Raw genomic sequence first — 17,574 nt, 5'->3', positions numbered from 1 at the left:
ACTGAATTCCTTTTTTATTAATCTTTAAGATTAGAGTACACTTGCTCTTCAAGTTCAACATATGATGATTTCACCCTCAAATCGGCTGTGTTTAACCTCGAAAAAAGAAGAAAAACTTTATTCAACGCATCATTTTGAATGGCTGGCTGGTAAGGGAAAATTTGAAGCATTACAAAGCCTTCAATATGAGTATGGTAATACTCAGCATCATTTAACACGTTAAGTATTTTAAAAAAATAGTCGCCTTTCATAGTCGCCGGTGTTATAGGTCTCATATATCTGTCTTTGTCCGTCAAACACCTTCCCAAAAAAGGTCTGGATGGTGAGCCTAGAAGAGTATACCGTGATAGAGCAGATTCTCCTGAAAGAAAAACTTTTTCAGCGTTAAGTGTTTCATGTCTGACAGGGACAAATCCCGTAGAGAGAGGAGAAATTCTGTGCCGATAATGGTTCCAAACTTTTTTCCGCGATTCTATAAACTGAAAATGCGAACTGCGTCCATATGAAGTTTCAGATATTAATTTATGAGATAAAAGCTCTTTAACAGCTCGAGAAAAAGCCATTTTTGATACTTCAAGCAGCTCTAAAATATCAAAGCTGTTAAAACCATCATCAAAATAACCTGAAAGATAGTAGGTCAACAGGTATGAAGGAATAATACCATAGCTGCTTTCGGTATCGACCCAGCGCTCGGGAATAGCGTCTTTCGTTTCACTCTGAAGCATCAGAGACGGCATTGAAACATAACGTCCAGGAATGATTAACCCATTTTTTAGTTGTTTAGATATGTTTTTTAACTCAAAAGTTAGTTCTGATGTCACTATAATTAATGATAAATCTGACTTTGCCTCTAGCCTTCTGAGATGTACAAAATTATTAGACACCAGTAGCTCGGGATCTTCTGTTGTCAAAGCCATAAACTCTCTGTCATCGATACTTACGATGCTCAAAGTAGCGCTTTTTCTTAGTTGAAATGGAAGATGTTCATCCATTCCCTGTAAAATTTTCGTATTGATCAGAAATGATGACTCAATATATTTAAGTGCATCAGCTAACAAATTCTTCATCTCATCGCCTCAGTAATGCCTTCACTAAGAGTAACGCATATGCGTTACTAAATCAAAGGACTAGGAGGTTTTATTTAATCTTATGTTTTTATTGGTTATTTTTTAAAAATAAATCTTATATTCATTGTCGAGCGATCGAATGCTAATTAATGCGTTACTTAATTTTTCTTGCCCAGTTTATGGAGAAATCCCCATTGGGATCGGGGTTATAGGTGACTTTGGGCGGCCACCCAAAGTCAATGACACTATTTTGCTTGTAGAGTATTAATTGTACACGATAACATAATCATAAGTAGTTATGTCAGTTCTTCGCTCATAACGGACTGCCGGATTTGATTTCTACGAGTAATGCATGTGACGCATAAGATTAGTAAAAATCAGATTGATGAGATAGCCAAACTTCTCTATCATTAACTGTATATACGTACAGTTAATCGGCTTTGAGTATGAAACTTGTCAAGATCAACGATGATACAATTCTGACATTGCCTCTGTTCCTGGAACATGTCGCCGCTGGGTTCCCGTCACCGGCGGCGGACTATATCGAGGATCGCATAAACCTGAACAGTGAACTGATCCGACATCCGGAAAGTACTTACCTGCTCAGGGTTGAAGGTAGTTCGATGATAGATGCAAATATCTTTGATGGCGATGTGGTTATCGTGGACAGCGCGGTAACCGCCGCTGAAGGCGATATAGTAATTGCTAGTTTTGAAGGTGAGTTTACTGTCAAAAAATTGCAGCTGTCTCCGGTACCCATGCTGATCCCGATGAATCCCGATTATCAGCCTATCGCAATCAGCAGTGAGCAGGATTTGCAGATCTTCGGTGTGGTCACCTACATCATCCACCGGGCGCGGTAATGTTTGCGCTGGTGGATGTAAACAGCTTTTACGCCAGCTGTGAAAGAGTATTCCGGCCAGACCTGACAGGCAAGCCGGTTATCGTTCTGAGTAATAACGATGGCTGCGTGATTGCCCGATCAGCAGAGGCGAAAGCCCTCGGTATCAAAATGGGGGCACTGTATTATGAATGCCGCGCCTTTTGTCACAAAAATAATGTGGCAGTATTCAGTTCAAATTATGCGTTGTACGGTGATATGAGCAGCCGTGTGATGACATTGCTCTCATCCTTCGCGCCCGCCACAGAAATCTATTCTATCGATGAAGCCTTTCTTGATTTTACCGGCATGACCAGGACATTCAGCCTGGAGGATTACGGCCGTGAGATACAGGCGGCCATTCTGCAGAAAACACACCTTCCGGTCGGTGTTGGTATTGCACCGACAAAGACACTCGCAAAACTCGCCAACCACGCAGCAAAAACATGGAAAAAAACCGGCGGGGTAGTCGACCTTTCTGATCCGCTGCGCCAGCGTAAATTGCTGGCTTTGATACCGGTCAGTGAGGTATGGGGTATCGGCAGGCGCATATCTGCCAGGATGAATACAATGGGTATCAGTACGGCATTAGATTTGGCGAACGCCGCACCGGCGACTATCCGTAAAACCTTTGGTGTTATCACAGAGCGCACGCTGCGGGAGCTGAACGGGGAACCCTGTATTGAGCTGGAAGAAGTCAGAAAGGTGAAACAGCAGATCCTCTGCTCTCGGTCATTCGGTACCAAAGTGACAGACATTGTAACCATGAGAAAGGCCGTGTGTGAATATGCCGAGCGGTCAGCCGAAAAACTCCGGGAAGAAAAACAACGCTGCCGGATGATCGGGCTGTTTGTGCAGACCAGCAGACACGCTAACGGACCGGACTATGCGAACAGTGCAAACATTTCACTCGAGTATCCCAGCTGTGACACGCGGGACATCATTAATGCCGCCATGAGAGCACTGGATAGTATCTGGTGTGACGGGTACCGGTATTATAAAGTAGGCATCATCCTGTCAGATTTCACGGATTCAGCCGTCACTCAGTTCGATATGTTCGCCACCCGGCAGCCATTCAAAAACAGCGACGAGCTGATGAAGACCATCGACACGATAAATAACAGCGGGCTGGGTCGTGTGTGGTTTGCCGGTAAAGGCAGCGACAGTGGGTACAGGATGAAGCGCGAAATGTTGTCACCGGCATACACGACAAATTTCAGTCAGTTGCCGGTGGTGAAAAGTTAATATGTCCAGTTAGGCAATGAAGTGCGTTGAGATGGAATAAGTTTTTTTACGAGCCAATGATTGAAAATACATTCCCCAAAACTATCTGCTGAATATTGTAAAAACAATAGGTTAGCCACAACATTCAAATACCAGAAAGGGTGTGATTATTAATGGCTTTTAATAATAGAATTATGTAGTTATATTGATTCTTAGTATCTACTGCTGCGCCACATGGGCTGGTTTGAGGCTGCTGACTTAATCGTTAAAGGAATGGAAGGGGCAATCGCTGCCAAGACCGTCACTTACGATTTCGAACGTCTGATGGAAGGCGCTAAGTTGCTGAAATGCTCAGAGTTTGGTGACGCAATCATCAAACACATGTAATTAAGTTTACAGTGAAATAATTAACGGGAACTTATTAGTTCCCGTTTTTTACTGTTCAGTCTGAAACGGTTATCAAAAAGTTTGCAAAATGATTTAGCAAAACGGTATGAAATTTGTACGGTTTGTGATGTGTTTAAGATTCAGGTGAGTAGGGGTTTTAAGCAAGTATGGCTGCTTTGAGCGAATAGCAAACTTTCGGCTCTCTGCCATATGCCACAATTAAGATCACACCTGGAATAAATGGATTGTGCTAGTGCGCTTTACTGTTTTGAAGATATGTGACGTAAGTAATCGCTGCCGCCCCCAGCAGTAATAACCCACTCAGGCCGAAAGCACTTTGCCATCCCAGACTGTCGAATACCACTCCTCCTGCCGTTGAACCAAGTGCAATCGAAAGCTGGATCACCGCAACCATGAGACCACCACCCGCCTCAGCATCTTCGGGCAGCGCCCGTGCAATCCATGTCCACCATCCCGTTGGTGCAGCCGTGGCCAGTAACCCCCACAGGCTTAGTAAAACGGTAACCGCCCAGATGCTGTGTCCGAACAGCAATAATGTACCGGCTACCGTTGCCATAAGCAGAGGGATCATTATTAATATTTGATACAACCAGGCATTCAGGAATGTCGATACGGCTAATGTGCCGACAAAACCTGCTGCGCCTATTGCGAGCAAAATCAGAGAGAGCCCGGCAGGACCTACGTTGGTCACGGTCTCAAGAAAGGGGCGCACATAGGTAAATAAGGCAAACTGCCCAATAAAGAAGAGACCGCAGGCCAGCAGTCCTGTTAGTACAATGGCGTCTCTGAACAGACGAAGCAGAGTTCCCTGTGGCTTTTGTTTTTTATCGCTTTCCATAGTGGGCAGGCTGACCCATTGCCAGATAAACGCGGCTATCGCCAGGGGGACGATGCATAAAAAGGCCCCACGCCAGCCGACAGTTGTCCCCAGATAGCTACCAAGTGGCGCAGCCACAACGGTAGCCAGCGCGTTCCCGCCATTAAAAATCGCCAGTGCACGGGGAACCTGATGCTGCGGCACGAGCCGAATGGCGGTTGCAGCTGAGAGTGACCAGAATCCACCGATGGCGACGCCAATCAGGGCTCTCCCCAGCATATAAACCGGATAGCTGGGTGCCATGGCGATAACCAATCCAGATATGGCCATCAGGACGGTTAGCCCCAGCAGAAGATATTTACGATTCAAATCTCCGGCGATATGGGAGATAGTCAGGCTGGTCAGTACCGCCAGCGCGCCAGATATTGCAATTCCTTGGCCTGCCAGGCCTTCCGTGATGTGCAGCTCGCTGGCAATAGGCGTCAGTAGGCTGACCGGCATAAATTCGGAAGCGATTAGTACAAAAACGCAGAGCGTCATGGCAAACACGCCACTCCAGTGCGCATCTGTTTTCTTAGGTGATCTTTTAAGACTTATTATGGACATTATCAGCATCTCTTTATATGGACGTGACGAGATTCAGCAGCAGCCGGGACAAACACTATTCAGAGAATAACGAGAACATGCGGATGAGAATGGGGAGCTGACGATTAAAACCGCCTGCAATCAGCAGGCAGTTTCAGGTCGTTATCTTAAGTTAGCTTTGAAAAACTGCTCAAATTTAGCGAACGGGATCTTGCCCGCAACGTTATCGTACAAATCAACGTGGTTTGCCCCCGAAACAATCACCAGCTCTTTCTCTTTACTGCCAATGGCCTTAAAGGCATCTTCAGCAAAATAGCGTGAGTGGGCCTTTTCGCCGGTCACAATAAGTGTAGGGATAGTGACTTCATTGGCGTAACTCAGCAACGGCATATTCATAAATGACAGCGGCATCGTCGCATTCCAGGCCCCGGTTGAATTGACCGAACGCACATGGAAACCACGCGGCATGCGATAATAATCAAAGAACTCTTTCAAAACAGCATGAGGATTGGCAGGTAACGTTTCCGGCAAAACACGATCCGATGCACTGACGTTACCCTTCTCATCAACATTAATGTCATGGCCGCCGGGTGCGTAAGTGCCATTTTCCGCATCCTTCCAACGCTGTGCGTTCAGATGCTGTAGTACGGTGCGACGATCTTTAGTGGAATAGCGGTCTTTACCATCACCCACACCATGCCCCATCGCACGGCTCATGTCATACATCACGCTGGTCGCCACCGCTTTCACACGGGTATCCATTGCGGCGTCGTTTAAGGCCATGCCGCCCCAACCGCAAATACCGAGCAGCCCGATACGATTGCGATCCACCTCTTTTTGCAGACCTAAGAAGTCAACTGCCGCGCTAAAATCCTCTGTATTAATATCCGGAGAGGCGACATTACGTGGAGAGCCACCGCTTTCTCCCGTATACGAAGGGTCAAACGCCAGGGTAATAAACCCCTGTTCAGCCAGCGTTTGTGCATACAGGCCGCTAGATTGCTCTTTCACTGCGCCGAAAGGCCCACTAACGGCAATGGCCGCCAGCTTACGCTCACTACGATCCTTAGGGATGTAGAGATCCCCCACTAAAGTGATCCCGTAACGGTTCTGAAAGGTCACTTTACGGTGATCCACTTTCGTGCTTTCTGGGAATGTTTTATCCCATTTTTCGACCAGCGAAACAGGCGCGTTCGGATTAGTTGTATCTGCATAACTCATATTTGTGACTCCACTTAATGATGCACATAACAGTATGGCAGGTATCGCAGTTGCCAGTTTTTGAGTGAAAGCAGTCATCAAAACTCCCCTTATAAAACGTGATTGAAACAGGTTTCATACGGACAACACTGCTGTGCTTTGTAGCAATGCACTCATTATAGTTAGCGGAAATAGTGCTGATTAGAGGGAGGAAAGTGCTAGGATTAATACCATATTGTTCTAAATTAAGAAGTGGTTTCGGGAGCGGAATGATGGCGAAACGGGAAAACTATAACGATTTGTACCTGTTCATGCAGGTAGTACGGGAAGGGAGCTTTACAGCCGCAGCACATCGCCTTGGCCTGGCACAATCAGGAATAAGTCGTTCAGTACGGGAACTTGAAGAACGGCTGGGCGTTCAGCTCCTGGTACGCACCACGCGCAGATTATCTCTCACCCATGCCGGTGAAAAGCTCTACCGGACCATTGAAGCAGGATTCGACGCTTTAGATATGGGGCTGGACACGCTGGCTCATTATCGCCAGTCCCCATCGGGGACGGTACGCATCAATGCCAGTCAGCATGCTATTGATAAATTGCTTCTGCCAAAGCTTGCGGTGTTTAAGAAGAGCTACCCGGATATCCGACTTGAACTTATTAGCGAAAGCCGATTTGTCGATATTATTGCCGAGAGGTTTGATGCGGGTGTTCGCCTGGGGCCTGAAGTAGGTAGTGGCATGGTTGCTGTGCGTATTTCCCCTGACATGGAGATGGCTGTTGTCGGCACGCCTGATCATTTTCGTCGCTATGGCTTTCCGCAAGCCCCCGCAGATTTAGCGGTTCATCCCTGCATCGCTTATCAGTTTGGCGACGGGAAACTGTACTCGTGGGAACTTCACCATAACGGTAAAAAAATCACCCATCGGCCGCAAGGGCAGTGGATTTTCGCTGACAGCTATATGGAGGCCAAAGCAGCCAGGCTGGGCCTGGGATTGGCTTATGTTCCCGAAGAGTTGGTATCTGATGATTTAGAACAGGGTTCGCTCATCAGAGTTTTACAACGTTACAGCCAACGCCTGGAAGGCTCATTTCTATATTATCCGCACCGCAATGTGTCGCCTGCTCTGCGAGCAGTTATCGATACGTTGAGAATTTAGGACTGAGGACGAGCTTATACACATGTAAGGGTAAAAGGTCCTCTTTTGGCACAAAGCTGATATGCAGTTTGAAAGGCAGATATACGAATTCAACTATGGGCCAATAAAATATCAGATCAAGACCTTTATCCAATCTTTGCCACGATCATCATGATATTTATCGGTTTGTTGCTGGTTTTTATGACCCAACAGGTTTTTGGTATTAATTCCCTGTTCCCGGTATAAACGCTCCGATAATGACCGCATTTCATGAAATGTTGCCGGTGTTCCTTCTCCCCAATCGATGTCGGTTTTATCCCTGGCTTTTTTAAAGTTGGTGGTCAGGGTATTTGCGGTTACCTGTCCGCCGGGCTGTGACTGTGATGTGTTTCGTGTGTAGTGGACTAAATATTTACTGACATACAGATCACGGCATCCGGCAATCACATCCCGCAGACTGATATTGAGTGCCTGACACCGGAGGGATAGGGGGATAGCAAGCCGTGTTCCGGTTTTTTGCTGGATGACATGCAGATGATCATCCCATATATCACGGAATTTCATTTCTGAAATATCACCGAGGCGCTGTCCGGTAACAACAGCCAGTAACATAGCATTTCCGAGATATTTATGGTCCTTACAGGCGATATCATAAATTTTCAGCCATTCTTCCAGGCTAAGTCGTTGCCGGGTTACCTTTCGTCGTGGTTGCTTTGTTGCGAGGGCTGGGTTATATCCGGGCGGAACTTCACCGGCATGCTGTGCTTCTTTGAATACATCGATTAACACCGAACGGACAACCTGAGCCATCCGGTGCTGACCACTGGCCTTATACTGATCCAGAATATCGGCAATATCACGGGCATCGACTGCCGGTAATGGCTTTTGTGACAACGCATGACGCATCAGTGCAACAGGTTTCTGTTTTTGTTTAAAGGTATTCTGTTTTATTTCACCGTCTGTCAGACGCTCCGCCTGGATTATCTGGTACCGATCCAGCCAGGTATTAACCGTGATTTCTTTGCCTTTTATTTTCGCCATCCGATCACTAATTGCCATTACCTGACGGCTTCGCTGTTCAGCCAGCCGCAGATTAGCCTCAACCGCAATTATTTTGGCCTCTTCCTCATTGTCACCGAGATAATGAAATTTCCCAGTGACGGGATGTCTGTAGCGCCAGTACACCTTGCTGGTTTTCCTGCTGAAAAACGGGTACAGGTTGGGGATAGTGATATTATTTTTACGGGGTCTGGCAGCCATCAGTTAAAATCCTTTGCAGCCTGGGATTGTCACTTTTGCTGATCACCGGTGAGATTAAATTACCGACTAGTTCGGCATCTTCTCTCACGCGCCAAATACCACCTTCTTTCTGTGCCGGTGGGAAAAATAGACCACATCGGGCGTACCGCTGTAATGTTCCCAGTTTAGGCGGGCGGCTCCTGTACCGGTCTTCTGCCCATTCATCCAAAGTTAACATTTTCATAGTCACACTCTGCACATCACCGTATACGATTAAGACTGTTCAGATATAAGAAGAGCGTAGCTTCAGTGAATATTTCTTTTTTTAATAGTGTCTTTTATTGCTTTTTTTATAGCCTCTGTAGTCGTCCCTTCGCTGGCAATATGTTCACCGATTTTTTCTAAAAAAGAGGCTATATAAGGTGCATTTTCAGGTATGTTGAATTCCTTACTTACCTCAACATTAATGCAGGGCGCTTCATTTAAAGTCACTGTAATATTAATCTTAACACTTGGCTTATCCTGTTCTGACATGATGTATATCCTCTTTAAAATAAAGATTATATATTTTATTAAACTAATTTATTCTCTGGTGCGGGCAGTAAAATACCGTCGGTTAAAGCGGCATAAAATAATTAATCTTTGAATTTACCGGTATAGGTTTTGAATATCGGTTTTTAAACACACCGGTATCTAACCCGGAGAGAAACTCCGGGACATTGATCATACGGTTATTCTCGCTCATCGCGTTTTTCCTTTCGTTGTCTCTTCACACAAAGATAAGTCCACCGGCGGTCAGGCAAGGTATCTATCCGGCAGGACGATTTACACCGGTGGACTTATATTTGTAAAAAGTGGCGGCCGAGTGGTGGACTGCACCGTGTTATGCACGGCCGCTAATGATGCTGCATCGTTATTGTTATGGGGTCGTCTCTCTTCACAATATTCGGGCCCGGTTGTTTAACCACCTCGGGCGGCGGTGGTATCTTGGTGTTCTCACACAACCAAGAGAATAGTTTTTATGGCCGCTTTTGATCGCAATCTTCAACTTAAAATTCTGGAACTTGCAGTAGAGGAATATCCGGAGCAAATAAACTCAATACCTTTAGAGTTATCTTCTCTGGATGATAAAACTCTATTACAAAATATTGCTTACCTCAGAGATGAGGGGTTAATCCTGGGCGGAATCGAGGAATCATTTGATGGTATTGAACCAGCATTAGATCTCATTTCTGCCACGAATGATGCTGTTAATTTACTTAGTGATGAAGGCAGCATCTCCGCCTCTTTAAAAATTGTTACTGTAAAATTGCATGATGAAACTTTATCTGCACTGCGTGAGTTCATTGCCCAGAACGTTCCTGACCCAGAAGAAAGGAAAGGGTATTTGCAGCGCTTAAAAGAGCTTCCCGCTGACGCCACAAAACACATCGTGCTTCAACTATTGGGTAAGGGGCTGAATCAGATACCGGACGCAATTCAGTGGCTACAAACAGTGCTCCGTTCTTAACAAACTCGCTTTCTTCATGGTGTTTTTCAAACTTCACCCAACCGACAGTTTCATGTAACTCTAACCAAAAATCATCATGGGTATTGTCGGTTGACAGCGTTAATGCGTTCTTATGGAAAACCAAGGAGTAAATTCTTAGTTTCCGCGGATCGCTTGCAACATTGTCCACGTCTATCTCCCCACACTAATTGACACTCTTCACACAGTTATTCAGATATGCAGCCGTTACTGCGGTTGTACTGTTAAAGCACAGAAGTCTTCCCATCTGGCGATGTCTTCATCGAGGCGGGCCATAGTGCGCTCGTGGTCACGTATCTCTCTTTGGCGCTCAGCACGGAGTGATTGCAGTTTTTGAAGCGCCCGGGCTTTTTCAGTAATCCACGCTGCAACTTCGTCTGCTGACATGTTGTTGGTGGTGATGATTGGTTCGGTTTGCATATAGACTCCACTAATTGTTAAGTGTTCTGTTGTCTGCATGCTTATAATATTAGTTAACTTACATTCCGTGTCAAGAAGAAAAATAAGCTTACTAATATTATTTTCGTGGGCACAAAAAAATCCCGCAAAGAGGGCGGGATTGAACGGATGTGGAATATTAGTCTAAGTTTATGATTATTTGCTTAACTTGGCCTATAAGTCGGCAATTGCCGTTAACTGGTATTGGGTTAAATTGGGGGTTAAGGGGCGCAAGATACCTATTGGGGCCATCTATAATGAATTTTTTTATGGTGGCCTCATTGGATTCATTTAATTGCGCGATAATTATCTTATTGTTCATTTCTTCAACAAATCCAAAATCGGGATCAACTACAACAATTGCCCCCTCAGGAATACTAAGATCACCTGATGTTGATGTCATTGACTGCCCCTTAACAATTAATGCAAAGGCGTTACCGCTTACTTTTGCTGATGTATCAACATATTGAAGAGAATTAGCATCTGGGTGATTAATAACCTCAGTCCAGTTTCCTGCCTGAACCCAAGAAATCACCGGAATTTGAGCGTAATGATTGCCATATGGTGGAAACGGAAGATCTAGTTCACCTTCACCCAAAAGCAGCCATTGAGGTGAACAACGAAGCACAGCAGATAATTTTAAAAGATTTTCACTGGACAGCCCTGTGGAATCACCTTCCCATTGGGTAACTGCCGATGCCGAGATACCCACACACTCGGCGACATCTCTCTGGGTCATTTTAAGCTGACGCCTTCTAAATTTGATTCTCTCGCCGAGCGTATTCATAAACTTTCTCCGTCTTATTCATGTAAGCAAGCTTACATTTTATTGACGTAAGTATCTTGCAAGTTTATATTGTAAGTATGCTAACTTTTAAGGGGTGATACATGCATAAAAATCAAGTTTTAGCCTATTTCGGTGGAACAACTAAAACGGCATTTGTTTTGGGAATTTCCCATAGCGCGGTGTGTCAGTGGGTATCCGTTGTTCCGGAAAAACAAGCTTTGAAAATTGAGCGGCTCACAAACGGAAAACTCAAGTACAACCCTGCACTTTATCAGCATAGCAGCACGGAAAAGCACGGTTAACTACAACCCAATCTGAAAGTGAGTAGGCAATGAAAAACAAATCCCTGAAAGAAGTTGTAAGAGAGATGTGCAGTCTGGTCCCCGGCGGACGTGATGCAATGGCCGGTTCCCTCGGCTTGTCCCTGACGTCATTCAATAACCGGTTTTATGAGAAAAACGGCTGCCGGTTCTTTGATCACCATGACCTGATGGTGATGCAGGAAGTCTCCGGAACTGTGCTGTATGCCGAATACGTCGCGGCAGAATCCGGAATGCTGCTGGTGGACAGTCCGAAAAAAAGTGAAATCGGCCGTACTGACTTATACGAAAAGAGCGTCAGGGCATCCGTTATGCGCGGGGCTGTGGACCTGTGTATCAGTAAGGCTATTGAGGACGGAGAAATAACCACAGGAGAAGCGGATGCAATACGGACTGCACACTACAGAGACATGCAGGCCAGAACAGATGAGGTTGAATCCACGATTATTTTATTTACCCGGACTCAGAAAGGGTGAAGCCGGGAGTATACGGCTCCCGGCTTCGATCGCGCCATATCAATTGTGTGAAGAGATAAACGCATGAGCAGATTAACTCATTCAATACCGGAAAGGCAATTCAAATGCATTGTTACCGGCAGTGAACCACTTCGTTATGTGGAAAGCATACCGGGTGGCGGCACAGCCGACAACTACCGGAAAAAACCGGAAGTGGTAGACCGGCAAAAGGTGGAGGCCAGCTGGTCACAGTTTTATTACCGCAGCGGAGGTCAGGATGCCTGAAGAAACAGCTGACAATCTGAACCGGTATTACACCGATAAGCGGGGACGGAAAGTTCACGTTATCCGGTACGACCGGGAGAACAGCCGGGTGATTTTCATGCGTGACGGTTATGAGCACCCGTGCTTTGAACCGCTGAAAATCTTTCAGGAACGGTATACACGCTGTCCGGATGAGGTGAAACCATGAGCATGATTTTAACTGCACGGGCTTTGCAGATAAAAACAGGCAACCCGCTGCGAAAACTGGTACTGGTCAAACTGGCGGACAATGCCAACGACCAGGGGGAATCATGGCCGTCTGTGCCGTACATTGCTGAGCAGTGTGAAATATCGGAACGCTCAGTGCAGAACCACATCAATGCCCTGGTGAAAATGGGGCTGGTTCGTGTTGAGTCACGAAAATCGGCCAACGGTCTGAACCAGTCAAATATTTATCATCTGTGCCTGAATGCTACCGCTGTGAGTGGTGAATCTCCTGCACCCTGTGGTGCAAATCCTGCGGGGGTGAGTGGTGCAAATGGTTCCCGGACTGGTGCAGCAGATGCACCGGGTGGTGCAAATGGTTCCGGTAGTGGTGCAGGAGCTGCACCCGGAATCAGTCATGATCCAGTCATAGATCCAGATAATAAAAATATTAATCCTGTTCGCGGGAAAGCCAAAAGCAAAACCGTAATGCCGGAAAACTTTGCACCGACACCAGAACACATTGAGCAGGCCAAAGCCGCCGGTCTGGACATTCAGGACGAGTTTCAGAAGTTCAGCGATTACCACGCCAGCAAGGGTACGCAGTATGTCTGCTGGAACTCCGGTTTCAGATACTGGCTGAATACGGCCGCCGGATTTAAACGCTCTGCGGACTCAAAGAACATCGACACCACCGAGTGCGATGAAGTCTTCAGAAAAATGTTCTCATCCTCCGACTGGAAGCCAGAAAACCGCGTACAGGAGCTGGTCGCAAAACACAAATCCTACATTGGGCGGATGAATGAAATTGCCGGACGAGCAGCATTTCGCGGGTACTGGAAACAGGCCACAGAGCAGGCCGCAAAAGAACGGGAGGCTGCGTGATGATGCTTTACACCCGAATTGCGGCAGAGGAACCGGCCGGAACTGAAATCACCTCCGGGTACATCATGGAGAAATACGGCGTATCACGCAGTATCAGCCAGTCAGCTGTCAGGGTTTTAGCGAAGATTGAAGCGGTCACGCCGACCCGGTGGCGGGGGAATGACCGGATGGCTTTCCGGGTATTGCCGGATGCACAGGAGAAAGTCCGTGAATATGAGGAACTGGTGGCAGCCTGTCGGCGGGGAGTAAAAAAGGTCCGCTGTACGGACCCGGTACCGGAAGAGAACCGGGCCACTCTCACCGAACGGGAATTTGTATCCGTCTATAACCGGTTGTTTACGGCCTTCACGGCAAAGCAGCGGGAACTGAGAAGAAAAAACGGTCTGGCGATGTGAGGCGCAGTATACGGCTGCGCTTAATGAGCGGAGAGATAAACGATGAGCAATCTGATTATTGTTGACGGTATTAATGTGCGCCGGGACATGGCCGGTCGCTATTGCCTGAATGATTTACACCGTGCCGCCGGGGGTGAAGAGCGCCATAAGCCATCTAACTTTATGCGGATGGAATCAACACAGGCATTGTGTTCAGAAATCGACCGATGCTCAGATATGAGCATCGCCTCTGTAAACACCATTCGCGGCGGTACGGAGCAGGGGACATATGTTGCCCGTGAGGTTGTTTATGCCTATGCCATGTGGATAAGCCCGCTGTTCAACCTGAAGGTTATCCGCACGTTCGATGCGGTGGCCGGAACACAGCAGGCGGTACAGCTGGCCGATAAGGTACAGGCAGGCGCTATCCTGCTGGAGTCTATGGCGAAAACGCTGAATCTGTCGAATTCCTCAAAACTGGGCGGGTATCAGAAACTGCAAAAAATGGCTGGTCTTCCGGATCTGGCTCCCTCCTATGCGATTGATGCACCGGCGGGTGCGGTAGATGGCTCCAGCAGACCGACAACCTCTCTGACTACGCTGCTGAAAAATCACAATGCCGCATTGTCTGCGACCAGAGCATACAAACGTCTTGCTGAACTGGGGATTGTCGAACAGAAAGCCCGTCCGGGTTCGAAGGGAACACAAAAACTGTTCTGGTCTGTTACATCAAAGGGGCTTCTGTACGGCAAAAATATCACATCTCCGGCGAACCCGAGGGAAACGCAGCCGCATTTCTTTGAGAGCAAATCAGCGGAACTGCTGGCACTGATGATGACTCCGGCGGTGGCCTGATGAATTACCTGTTAACCGGCTTTGTTCAGAAAGATACCCGGATCCTGATGTTTAATCCCGGTGCTGAGATTTGCAACTTCCGGAACGGTGCCCGTTATGTTGTGAGTGCGGCTCCCCGTTCAATGGATGGCATTCCGTCCGGCCGCGTTCCTGCAGATGCACAGCCGCTGCTGACAGATGAGCGGGTACTGCGTTTCCTGGACAATCCCGCCGTGGTAAAAGCTGCCGGTGGTTTACAGGGATTTCGTCATTACGTTTCATCAGTAAATCATTGCCAGATTGACGACGAAGCAGATCCGTATCATCACCATGAACTGACCATGACCCGCCACAAAGACGGTTTTATCCGGACGTGCTGGCATCATGACAATATTCTCAGGAAGGGAGAGTACTGCCAGCAGCAGGCGGACAAAATTCTGTTACGCAACCAGCGGGCATTTGTGGCGCAGAGCATATTTATCGATTTACGGTTGCCCGGCGATCATCTTCTGAATCCTTCCGATTTGTTCACCTGGTCTGTGATGCATCGTGTCAGTGAGCATCTTCCGGCCTTCATCTGTTCTTACATTCTGATGCAGTCACCGGAAGAAGAGATAACCGGCACCATGACGGAGCATTCCATCGTTCACCGGACGCGCTCACACAGCCGGATTGTTCAGGACATCGTTGAGCAGATAAAACCTGTCATTGTTCCTGATATAGAGCCGGAACCACCAGCAAGTTTTATGCGGATCCCGAAGTTAAAGCGCTGGGAGTGTCCGAAGTACCTGCAATGGGTGAAGAGTCAGCCGTGTTGCGTATGTGGTCAGCAGGCAGATGACCCGCATCACATCATCGGGCACGGCACCGGCGGTACCGGTACAAAGGCACACGACATTTTTACCATCCCGCTGTGCCGTATTCACCATGACGAGTTACACCGGGATGTGAACGCCTGGGAGCGGAAACACGGCAGCCAGCTGGAGTTGTTATTTAAGTTTATGAACCGGTCATACGGGATCGGTGTTTTTGGTTAATGCGCTGTACGGAGTGCGGAGAGATAAACGATGAGCAATATTCAGATGATATTAGAACGCTGGGGGGCATGGGTTGCGGATAACCCGGAATCTGTAACCTGGTCATCAATTGCCGCCGGGTTTAAAGGGCTTATCCCCGTAAAGGTTAAGAGTCGTCAGCAATGTACTGATAATGATGCACTGGTGATATCCGGCATTATGGCAAAACTGAACATCCGCAACAGCGATATGCATGATCTGCTTTTTGATTACTATGTTTTCGGTAAGACGTTTATTCAGTTGGCCAAGAAATACGGGTGCTCAGACACTCACATAGGGAAAAAACTCCAGAAGGCAGAAGGGCTGGTGGAAGGAATGCTCATAATGGGAGATATAAAACTGGAAATGGACGGTACATCACATCGTGGAGGTATGCGGACATTTATGAACAAATTACATGATTTAAAAATTAATACTTTACGATCGTAAAAAAGACGCTATTGTGATCAGAGTTATTTCTGTGTCTTATTGATTATGAACTGAAACCCCCGTTTTTACGGGGTTTTTTTATGTTGATAAACAGATAAGATAAGTTGTTAAAATCAGTTGTGGTTTACGTGTGGTGATACGTAACATTTGAGGGATAAAATAATATAATTTGCTATATGTGAACATCTGTGGCTTAATGATCTCACTGGTTTGGAAGTACAGGCCTATTTATGCTAGTCAGTTTAAAGTCGTTCACCATTTAGCGTTATCCTCGATACCACTTCATTGCGAATTCCTTCTAATTAATTCCCATAAGTAAAAATAAAAAACAAACCGCATATGCCTTATGGCAATCAAAAAAATTAAAGGAAATTCTATGTCTAATACAATGACTGGTTCAGTAAAATGGTTTAACGATGATAAAGGTTTTGGCTTCATTACTCCTAAAGATGGTAGTAAGGATGTTTTTGTTCATTTCTCTGCAATTCAGAGTGATAACTTCAAATCCTTAATCGAAGGTCAGGAGGTATCATTTACCATGGAAAACGGAATGAAAGGTCCTGCCGCTGGTAATGTGGTGGCGCTTTAAAGACAATATAATCATTGCTTTCTATTTTAAATGCCCATGCTGTAGCGGTTCACAATACCGAACATCACAATTTGATATTTCATTAAGTAACCCGCATGGAGCAAGATGTATTTTTTGCAAAAGTGTGATGAAAGCAGAAACCAACTAAGCATTAAATAGTCAATTATTTTAAACCTCGCAATGTCGGGGTTTTTTGTTATCTGGTACAATAGGCAGTCTGTTTTTTGAGAAAGAGCTATAATACCAGGATCGCCTTACCTCATTGCTATTAATAGTAAATCTTGCAAGTGCGGGTTATTACTTAAAATAAATGTGGTATCCAACTGGAATATTTTCCTAAGGAAATACCTGTGAATAGAAAAACTATTTTCAGTTATGCTCTTATGTTTACTAAAAACCTTTTTATTGTCGTACTGCTGCTTTTAGTTGTTTTTGCAATGGTGAATGGGTTTAAGTGATTTTCTTACGGTGTTGACTGAAGAATTATGAGCCTCACTTCGGTGGGGCTTTTTTATATCTCTAATTTGTAACGATAACTCACAGATTCAACTCTCAGGAATTTACAGATAGTTTACATGTTTGGTTATTCCGAACACCTGATTACCATGCTATTGAGTTTTGGTTCGTAGTACTCAATATATTAAAATTCCGATCACAATGGCATTTAAGGATTACACCCGTTAGTGGGGGTAGTCTGTCAGCACCAGCACTGCGGTGGAAAAGGGCTGACCTGTCGGCGCGTGCCGCTGCAAAGGGGGGTAGTTATTATGGCGAACCGAGTGAATTAGAGGGCACTGGTATTTAAGAGCTGTCAGAAATGCTCAGGTCATGGGGA

General features: G+C 46.2%; 22 protein-coding genes and 2 pseudogenes. 16 read left to right on the top strand and 8 right to left on the bottom strand.

The window, feature by feature from the left end; translation table 11 throughout:
- Positions 1–17: 17 nt before the first annotated feature.
- On the bottom strand, positions 18–1,067 hold the full coding sequence (locus JC793_RS12475) for a hypothetical protein (RefSeq protein WP_218426319.1): 1,050 nt from the start codon (positions 1,065–1,067) through the stop codon (positions 18–20).
- Between the two features lie 446 nt (positions 1,068–1,513).
- Here JC793_RS12475 and umuD point away from each other — a divergent pair, with 446 nt between their 5' ends.
- The 3 genes and pseudogenes from umuD to JC793_RS12460 form a co-directional block, all read left to right on the top strand.
- On the top strand, positions 1,514–1,930 hold the full coding sequence (gene umuD, locus JC793_RS12470) for a translesion error-prone DNA polymerase V autoproteolytic subunit (RefSeq protein ID WP_218426318.1): 417 nt from the start codon (positions 1,514–1,516) through the stop codon (positions 1,928–1,930).
- The gene (gene umuC / locus JC793_RS12465) at positions 1,930–3,192 is read left to right on the top strand and encodes a translesion error-prone DNA polymerase V subunit UmuC (protein ID WP_218426317.1); all 1,263 of its coding nucleotides are present in this window, start codon (positions 1,930–1,932) and stop codon (positions 3,190–3,192) included. The genes umuD and umuC overlap by 1 nt, the downstream gene beginning before the upstream one ends.
- A 198-nt stretch (positions 3,193–3,390) precedes the next feature.
- Positions 3,391–3,558, top strand: a pseudogene (locus JC793_RS12460) (isocitrate/isopropylmalate family dehydrogenase); the annotation flags it as partial.
- Between the two features lie 250 nt (positions 3,559–3,808).
- On the opposite strand, the gene JC793_RS12455 reads toward JC793_RS12460, so the two are convergent.
- Together JC793_RS12455 and JC793_RS12450 are read right to left on the bottom strand one after the other, a co-directional pair.
- Positions 3,809–5,002: an MFS transporter gene (locus JC793_RS12455; protein WP_072868877.1), complete on the bottom strand. Its 1,194-nt coding sequence runs from the start codon at positions 5,000–5,002 to the stop codon at positions 3,809–3,811.
- A 141-nt stretch (positions 5,003–5,143) separates the two neighbouring features.
- Positions 5,144–6,280, bottom strand: coding sequence for an alpha/beta hydrolase (locus JC793_RS12450; RefSeq protein ID WP_218426316.1), 1,137 nt, complete (start codon positions 6,278–6,280; stop codon positions 5,144–5,146).
- A 173-nt stretch (positions 6,281–6,453) separates the two neighbouring features.
- On the opposite strand from JC793_RS12450, the gene JC793_RS12445 reads away from it, so the two are divergent.
- A complete protein-coding gene (locus tag JC793_RS12445; protein WP_096747033.1) occupies positions 6,454–7,338 on the top strand; it encodes a LysR family transcriptional regulator in 885 nt (294 codons plus the stop codon).
- Between the two features lie 111 nt (positions 7,339–7,449).
- On the opposite strand, the gene JC793_RS12440 is transcribed toward JC793_RS12445, so the two are convergent.
- The 3 genes from JC793_RS12440 to JC793_RS12430 form a co-directional block, all read right to left on the bottom strand.
- The gene (locus JC793_RS12440; RefSeq protein WP_218426315.1) at positions 7,450–8,577 is read right to left on the bottom strand and encodes a site-specific integrase; all 1,128 of its coding nucleotides are present in this window, start codon (positions 8,575–8,577) and stop codon (positions 7,450–7,452) included.
- Positions 8,558–8,800: an excisionase gene (locus tag JC793_RS12435; RefSeq protein ID WP_071997735.1), complete on the bottom strand. Its 243-nt coding sequence runs from the start codon at positions 8,798–8,800 to the stop codon at positions 8,558–8,560. The genes JC793_RS12440 and JC793_RS12435 overlap by 20 nt, the downstream gene beginning before the upstream one ends.
- Positions 8,801–8,862: 62 nt before the next feature.
- A complete protein-coding gene (locus JC793_RS12430; RefSeq protein ID WP_015422824.1) occupies positions 8,863–9,090 on the bottom strand; it encodes a hypothetical protein in 228 nt (75 codons plus the stop codon).
- Between the two features lie 487 nt (positions 9,091–9,577).
- On the opposite strand from JC793_RS12430, the gene JC793_RS12425 reads away from it, so the two are divergent.
- Positions 9,578–10,066 carry a hypothetical protein gene (locus JC793_RS12425; protein ID WP_109882391.1) on the top strand — a complete coding sequence of 163 codons (489 nt, stop codon included), beginning with the start codon at positions 9,578–9,580 and terminating at the stop codon, positions 10,064–10,066.
- A gap of 225 nt (positions 10,067–10,291) precedes the next feature.
- Here the strand turns inward: JC793_RS12425 and JC793_RS12420 are convergent, their stop codons facing one another.
- Both JC793_RS12420 and JC793_RS12415 read right to left on the bottom strand, forming a co-directional pair.
- Positions 10,292–10,504 carry a hypothetical protein gene (locus JC793_RS12420; protein WP_218426314.1) on the bottom strand — a complete coding sequence of 71 codons (213 nt, stop codon included), beginning with the start codon at positions 10,502–10,504 and terminating at the stop codon, positions 10,292–10,294.
- Between the two features lie 157 nt (positions 10,505–10,661).
- Complete coding sequence (locus JC793_RS12415; protein WP_218426313.1) at positions 10,662–11,309, bottom strand: LexA family protein; 648 nt, start codon at positions 11,307–11,309, stop codon at positions 10,662–10,664.
- A 101-nt stretch (positions 11,310–11,410) separates the two neighbouring features.
- Here JC793_RS12415 and JC793_RS12410 point away from each other — a divergent pair, with 101 nt between their 5' ends.
- From JC793_RS12410 to ymcF, 11 genes and pseudogenes are all read left to right on the top strand, one after another.
- Positions 11,411–11,611, top strand: a complete 201-nt coding sequence (locus JC793_RS12410; RefSeq protein WP_218426312.1) for a Cro/CI family transcriptional regulator — start codon at positions 11,411–11,413, stop codon at positions 11,609–11,611.
- 29 nt (positions 11,612–11,640) lie between these two features.
- Positions 11,641–12,105, top strand: a complete 465-nt coding sequence (locus JC793_RS12405; protein ID WP_218426311.1) for a YmfL family putative regulatory protein — start codon at positions 11,641–11,643, stop codon at positions 12,103–12,105.
- A 63-nt stretch (positions 12,106–12,168) separates the two neighbouring features.
- The gene (locus tag JC793_RS12400; protein ID WP_148042439.1) at positions 12,169–12,369 is read left to right on the top strand and encodes a hypothetical protein; all 201 of its coding nucleotides are present in this window, start codon (positions 12,169–12,171) and stop codon (positions 12,367–12,369) included.
- The gene (locus JC793_RS12395; RefSeq protein ID WP_046025054.1) at positions 12,362–12,556 is read left to right on the top strand and encodes a DUF4222 domain-containing protein; all 195 of its coding nucleotides are present in this window, start codon (positions 12,362–12,364) and stop codon (positions 12,554–12,556) included. Before JC793_RS12400 ends, JC793_RS12395 begins: the two co-directional genes overlap by 8 nt.
- The gene (locus tag JC793_RS12390) at positions 12,553–13,437 is read left to right on the top strand and encodes a helix-turn-helix domain-containing protein (protein WP_214188554.1); all 885 of its coding nucleotides are present in this window, start codon (positions 12,553–12,555) and stop codon (positions 13,435–13,437) included. The genes JC793_RS12395 and JC793_RS12390 overlap by 4 nt, the downstream gene beginning before the upstream one ends.
- Positions 13,437–13,832, top strand: coding sequence for an SGNH/GDSL hydrolase family protein (locus JC793_RS12385; RefSeq protein ID WP_218426310.1), 396 nt, complete (start codon positions 13,437–13,439; stop codon positions 13,830–13,832). The genes JC793_RS12390 and JC793_RS12385 overlap by 1 nt, the downstream gene beginning before the upstream one ends.
- 42 nt (positions 13,833–13,874) lie before the next feature.
- Positions 13,875–14,666: a KilA-N domain-containing protein gene (locus tag JC793_RS12380; RefSeq protein WP_109882464.1), complete on the top strand. Its 792-nt coding sequence runs from the start codon at positions 13,875–13,877 to the stop codon at positions 14,664–14,666.
- The gene (locus tag JC793_RS12375) at positions 14,666–15,682 is read left to right on the top strand and encodes a DUF968 domain-containing protein (RefSeq protein WP_218426309.1); all 1,017 of its coding nucleotides are present in this window, start codon (positions 14,666–14,668) and stop codon (positions 15,680–15,682) included. The genes JC793_RS12380 and JC793_RS12375 overlap by 1 nt, the downstream gene beginning before the upstream one ends.
- A gap of 30 nt (positions 15,683–15,712) precedes the next feature.
- A complete protein-coding gene (locus JC793_RS12370; RefSeq protein WP_087769948.1) occupies positions 15,713–16,150 on the top strand; it encodes an antiterminator Q family protein in 438 nt (145 codons plus the stop codon).
- A 376-nt stretch (positions 16,151–16,526) separates the two neighbouring features.
- Positions 16,527–16,739, top strand: a complete 213-nt coding sequence (gene cspE, locus JC793_RS12365; RefSeq protein ID WP_046025049.1) for a transcription antiterminator/RNA stability regulator CspE — start codon at positions 16,527–16,529, stop codon at positions 16,737–16,739.
- Positions 16,723–16,869: pseudogene (gene ymcF / locus JC793_RS19630) on the top strand (cold shock small protein YmcF); the annotation flags it as partial. The gene cspE and the pseudogene ymcF, both read left to right, overlap by 17 nt.
- Positions 16,870–17,574 lie beyond the last annotated feature (705 nt).

This window comes from Morganella morganii (assembly GCF_019242955.1).
Lineage (GTDB): Bacteria > Pseudomonadota > Gammaproteobacteria > Enterobacterales > Enterobacteriaceae > Morganella > Morganella sibonii.
The sequence above is the reverse complement of the archived record's forward strand: the minus strand, read 5'-3'. Positions and strand labels throughout refer to the sequence as shown.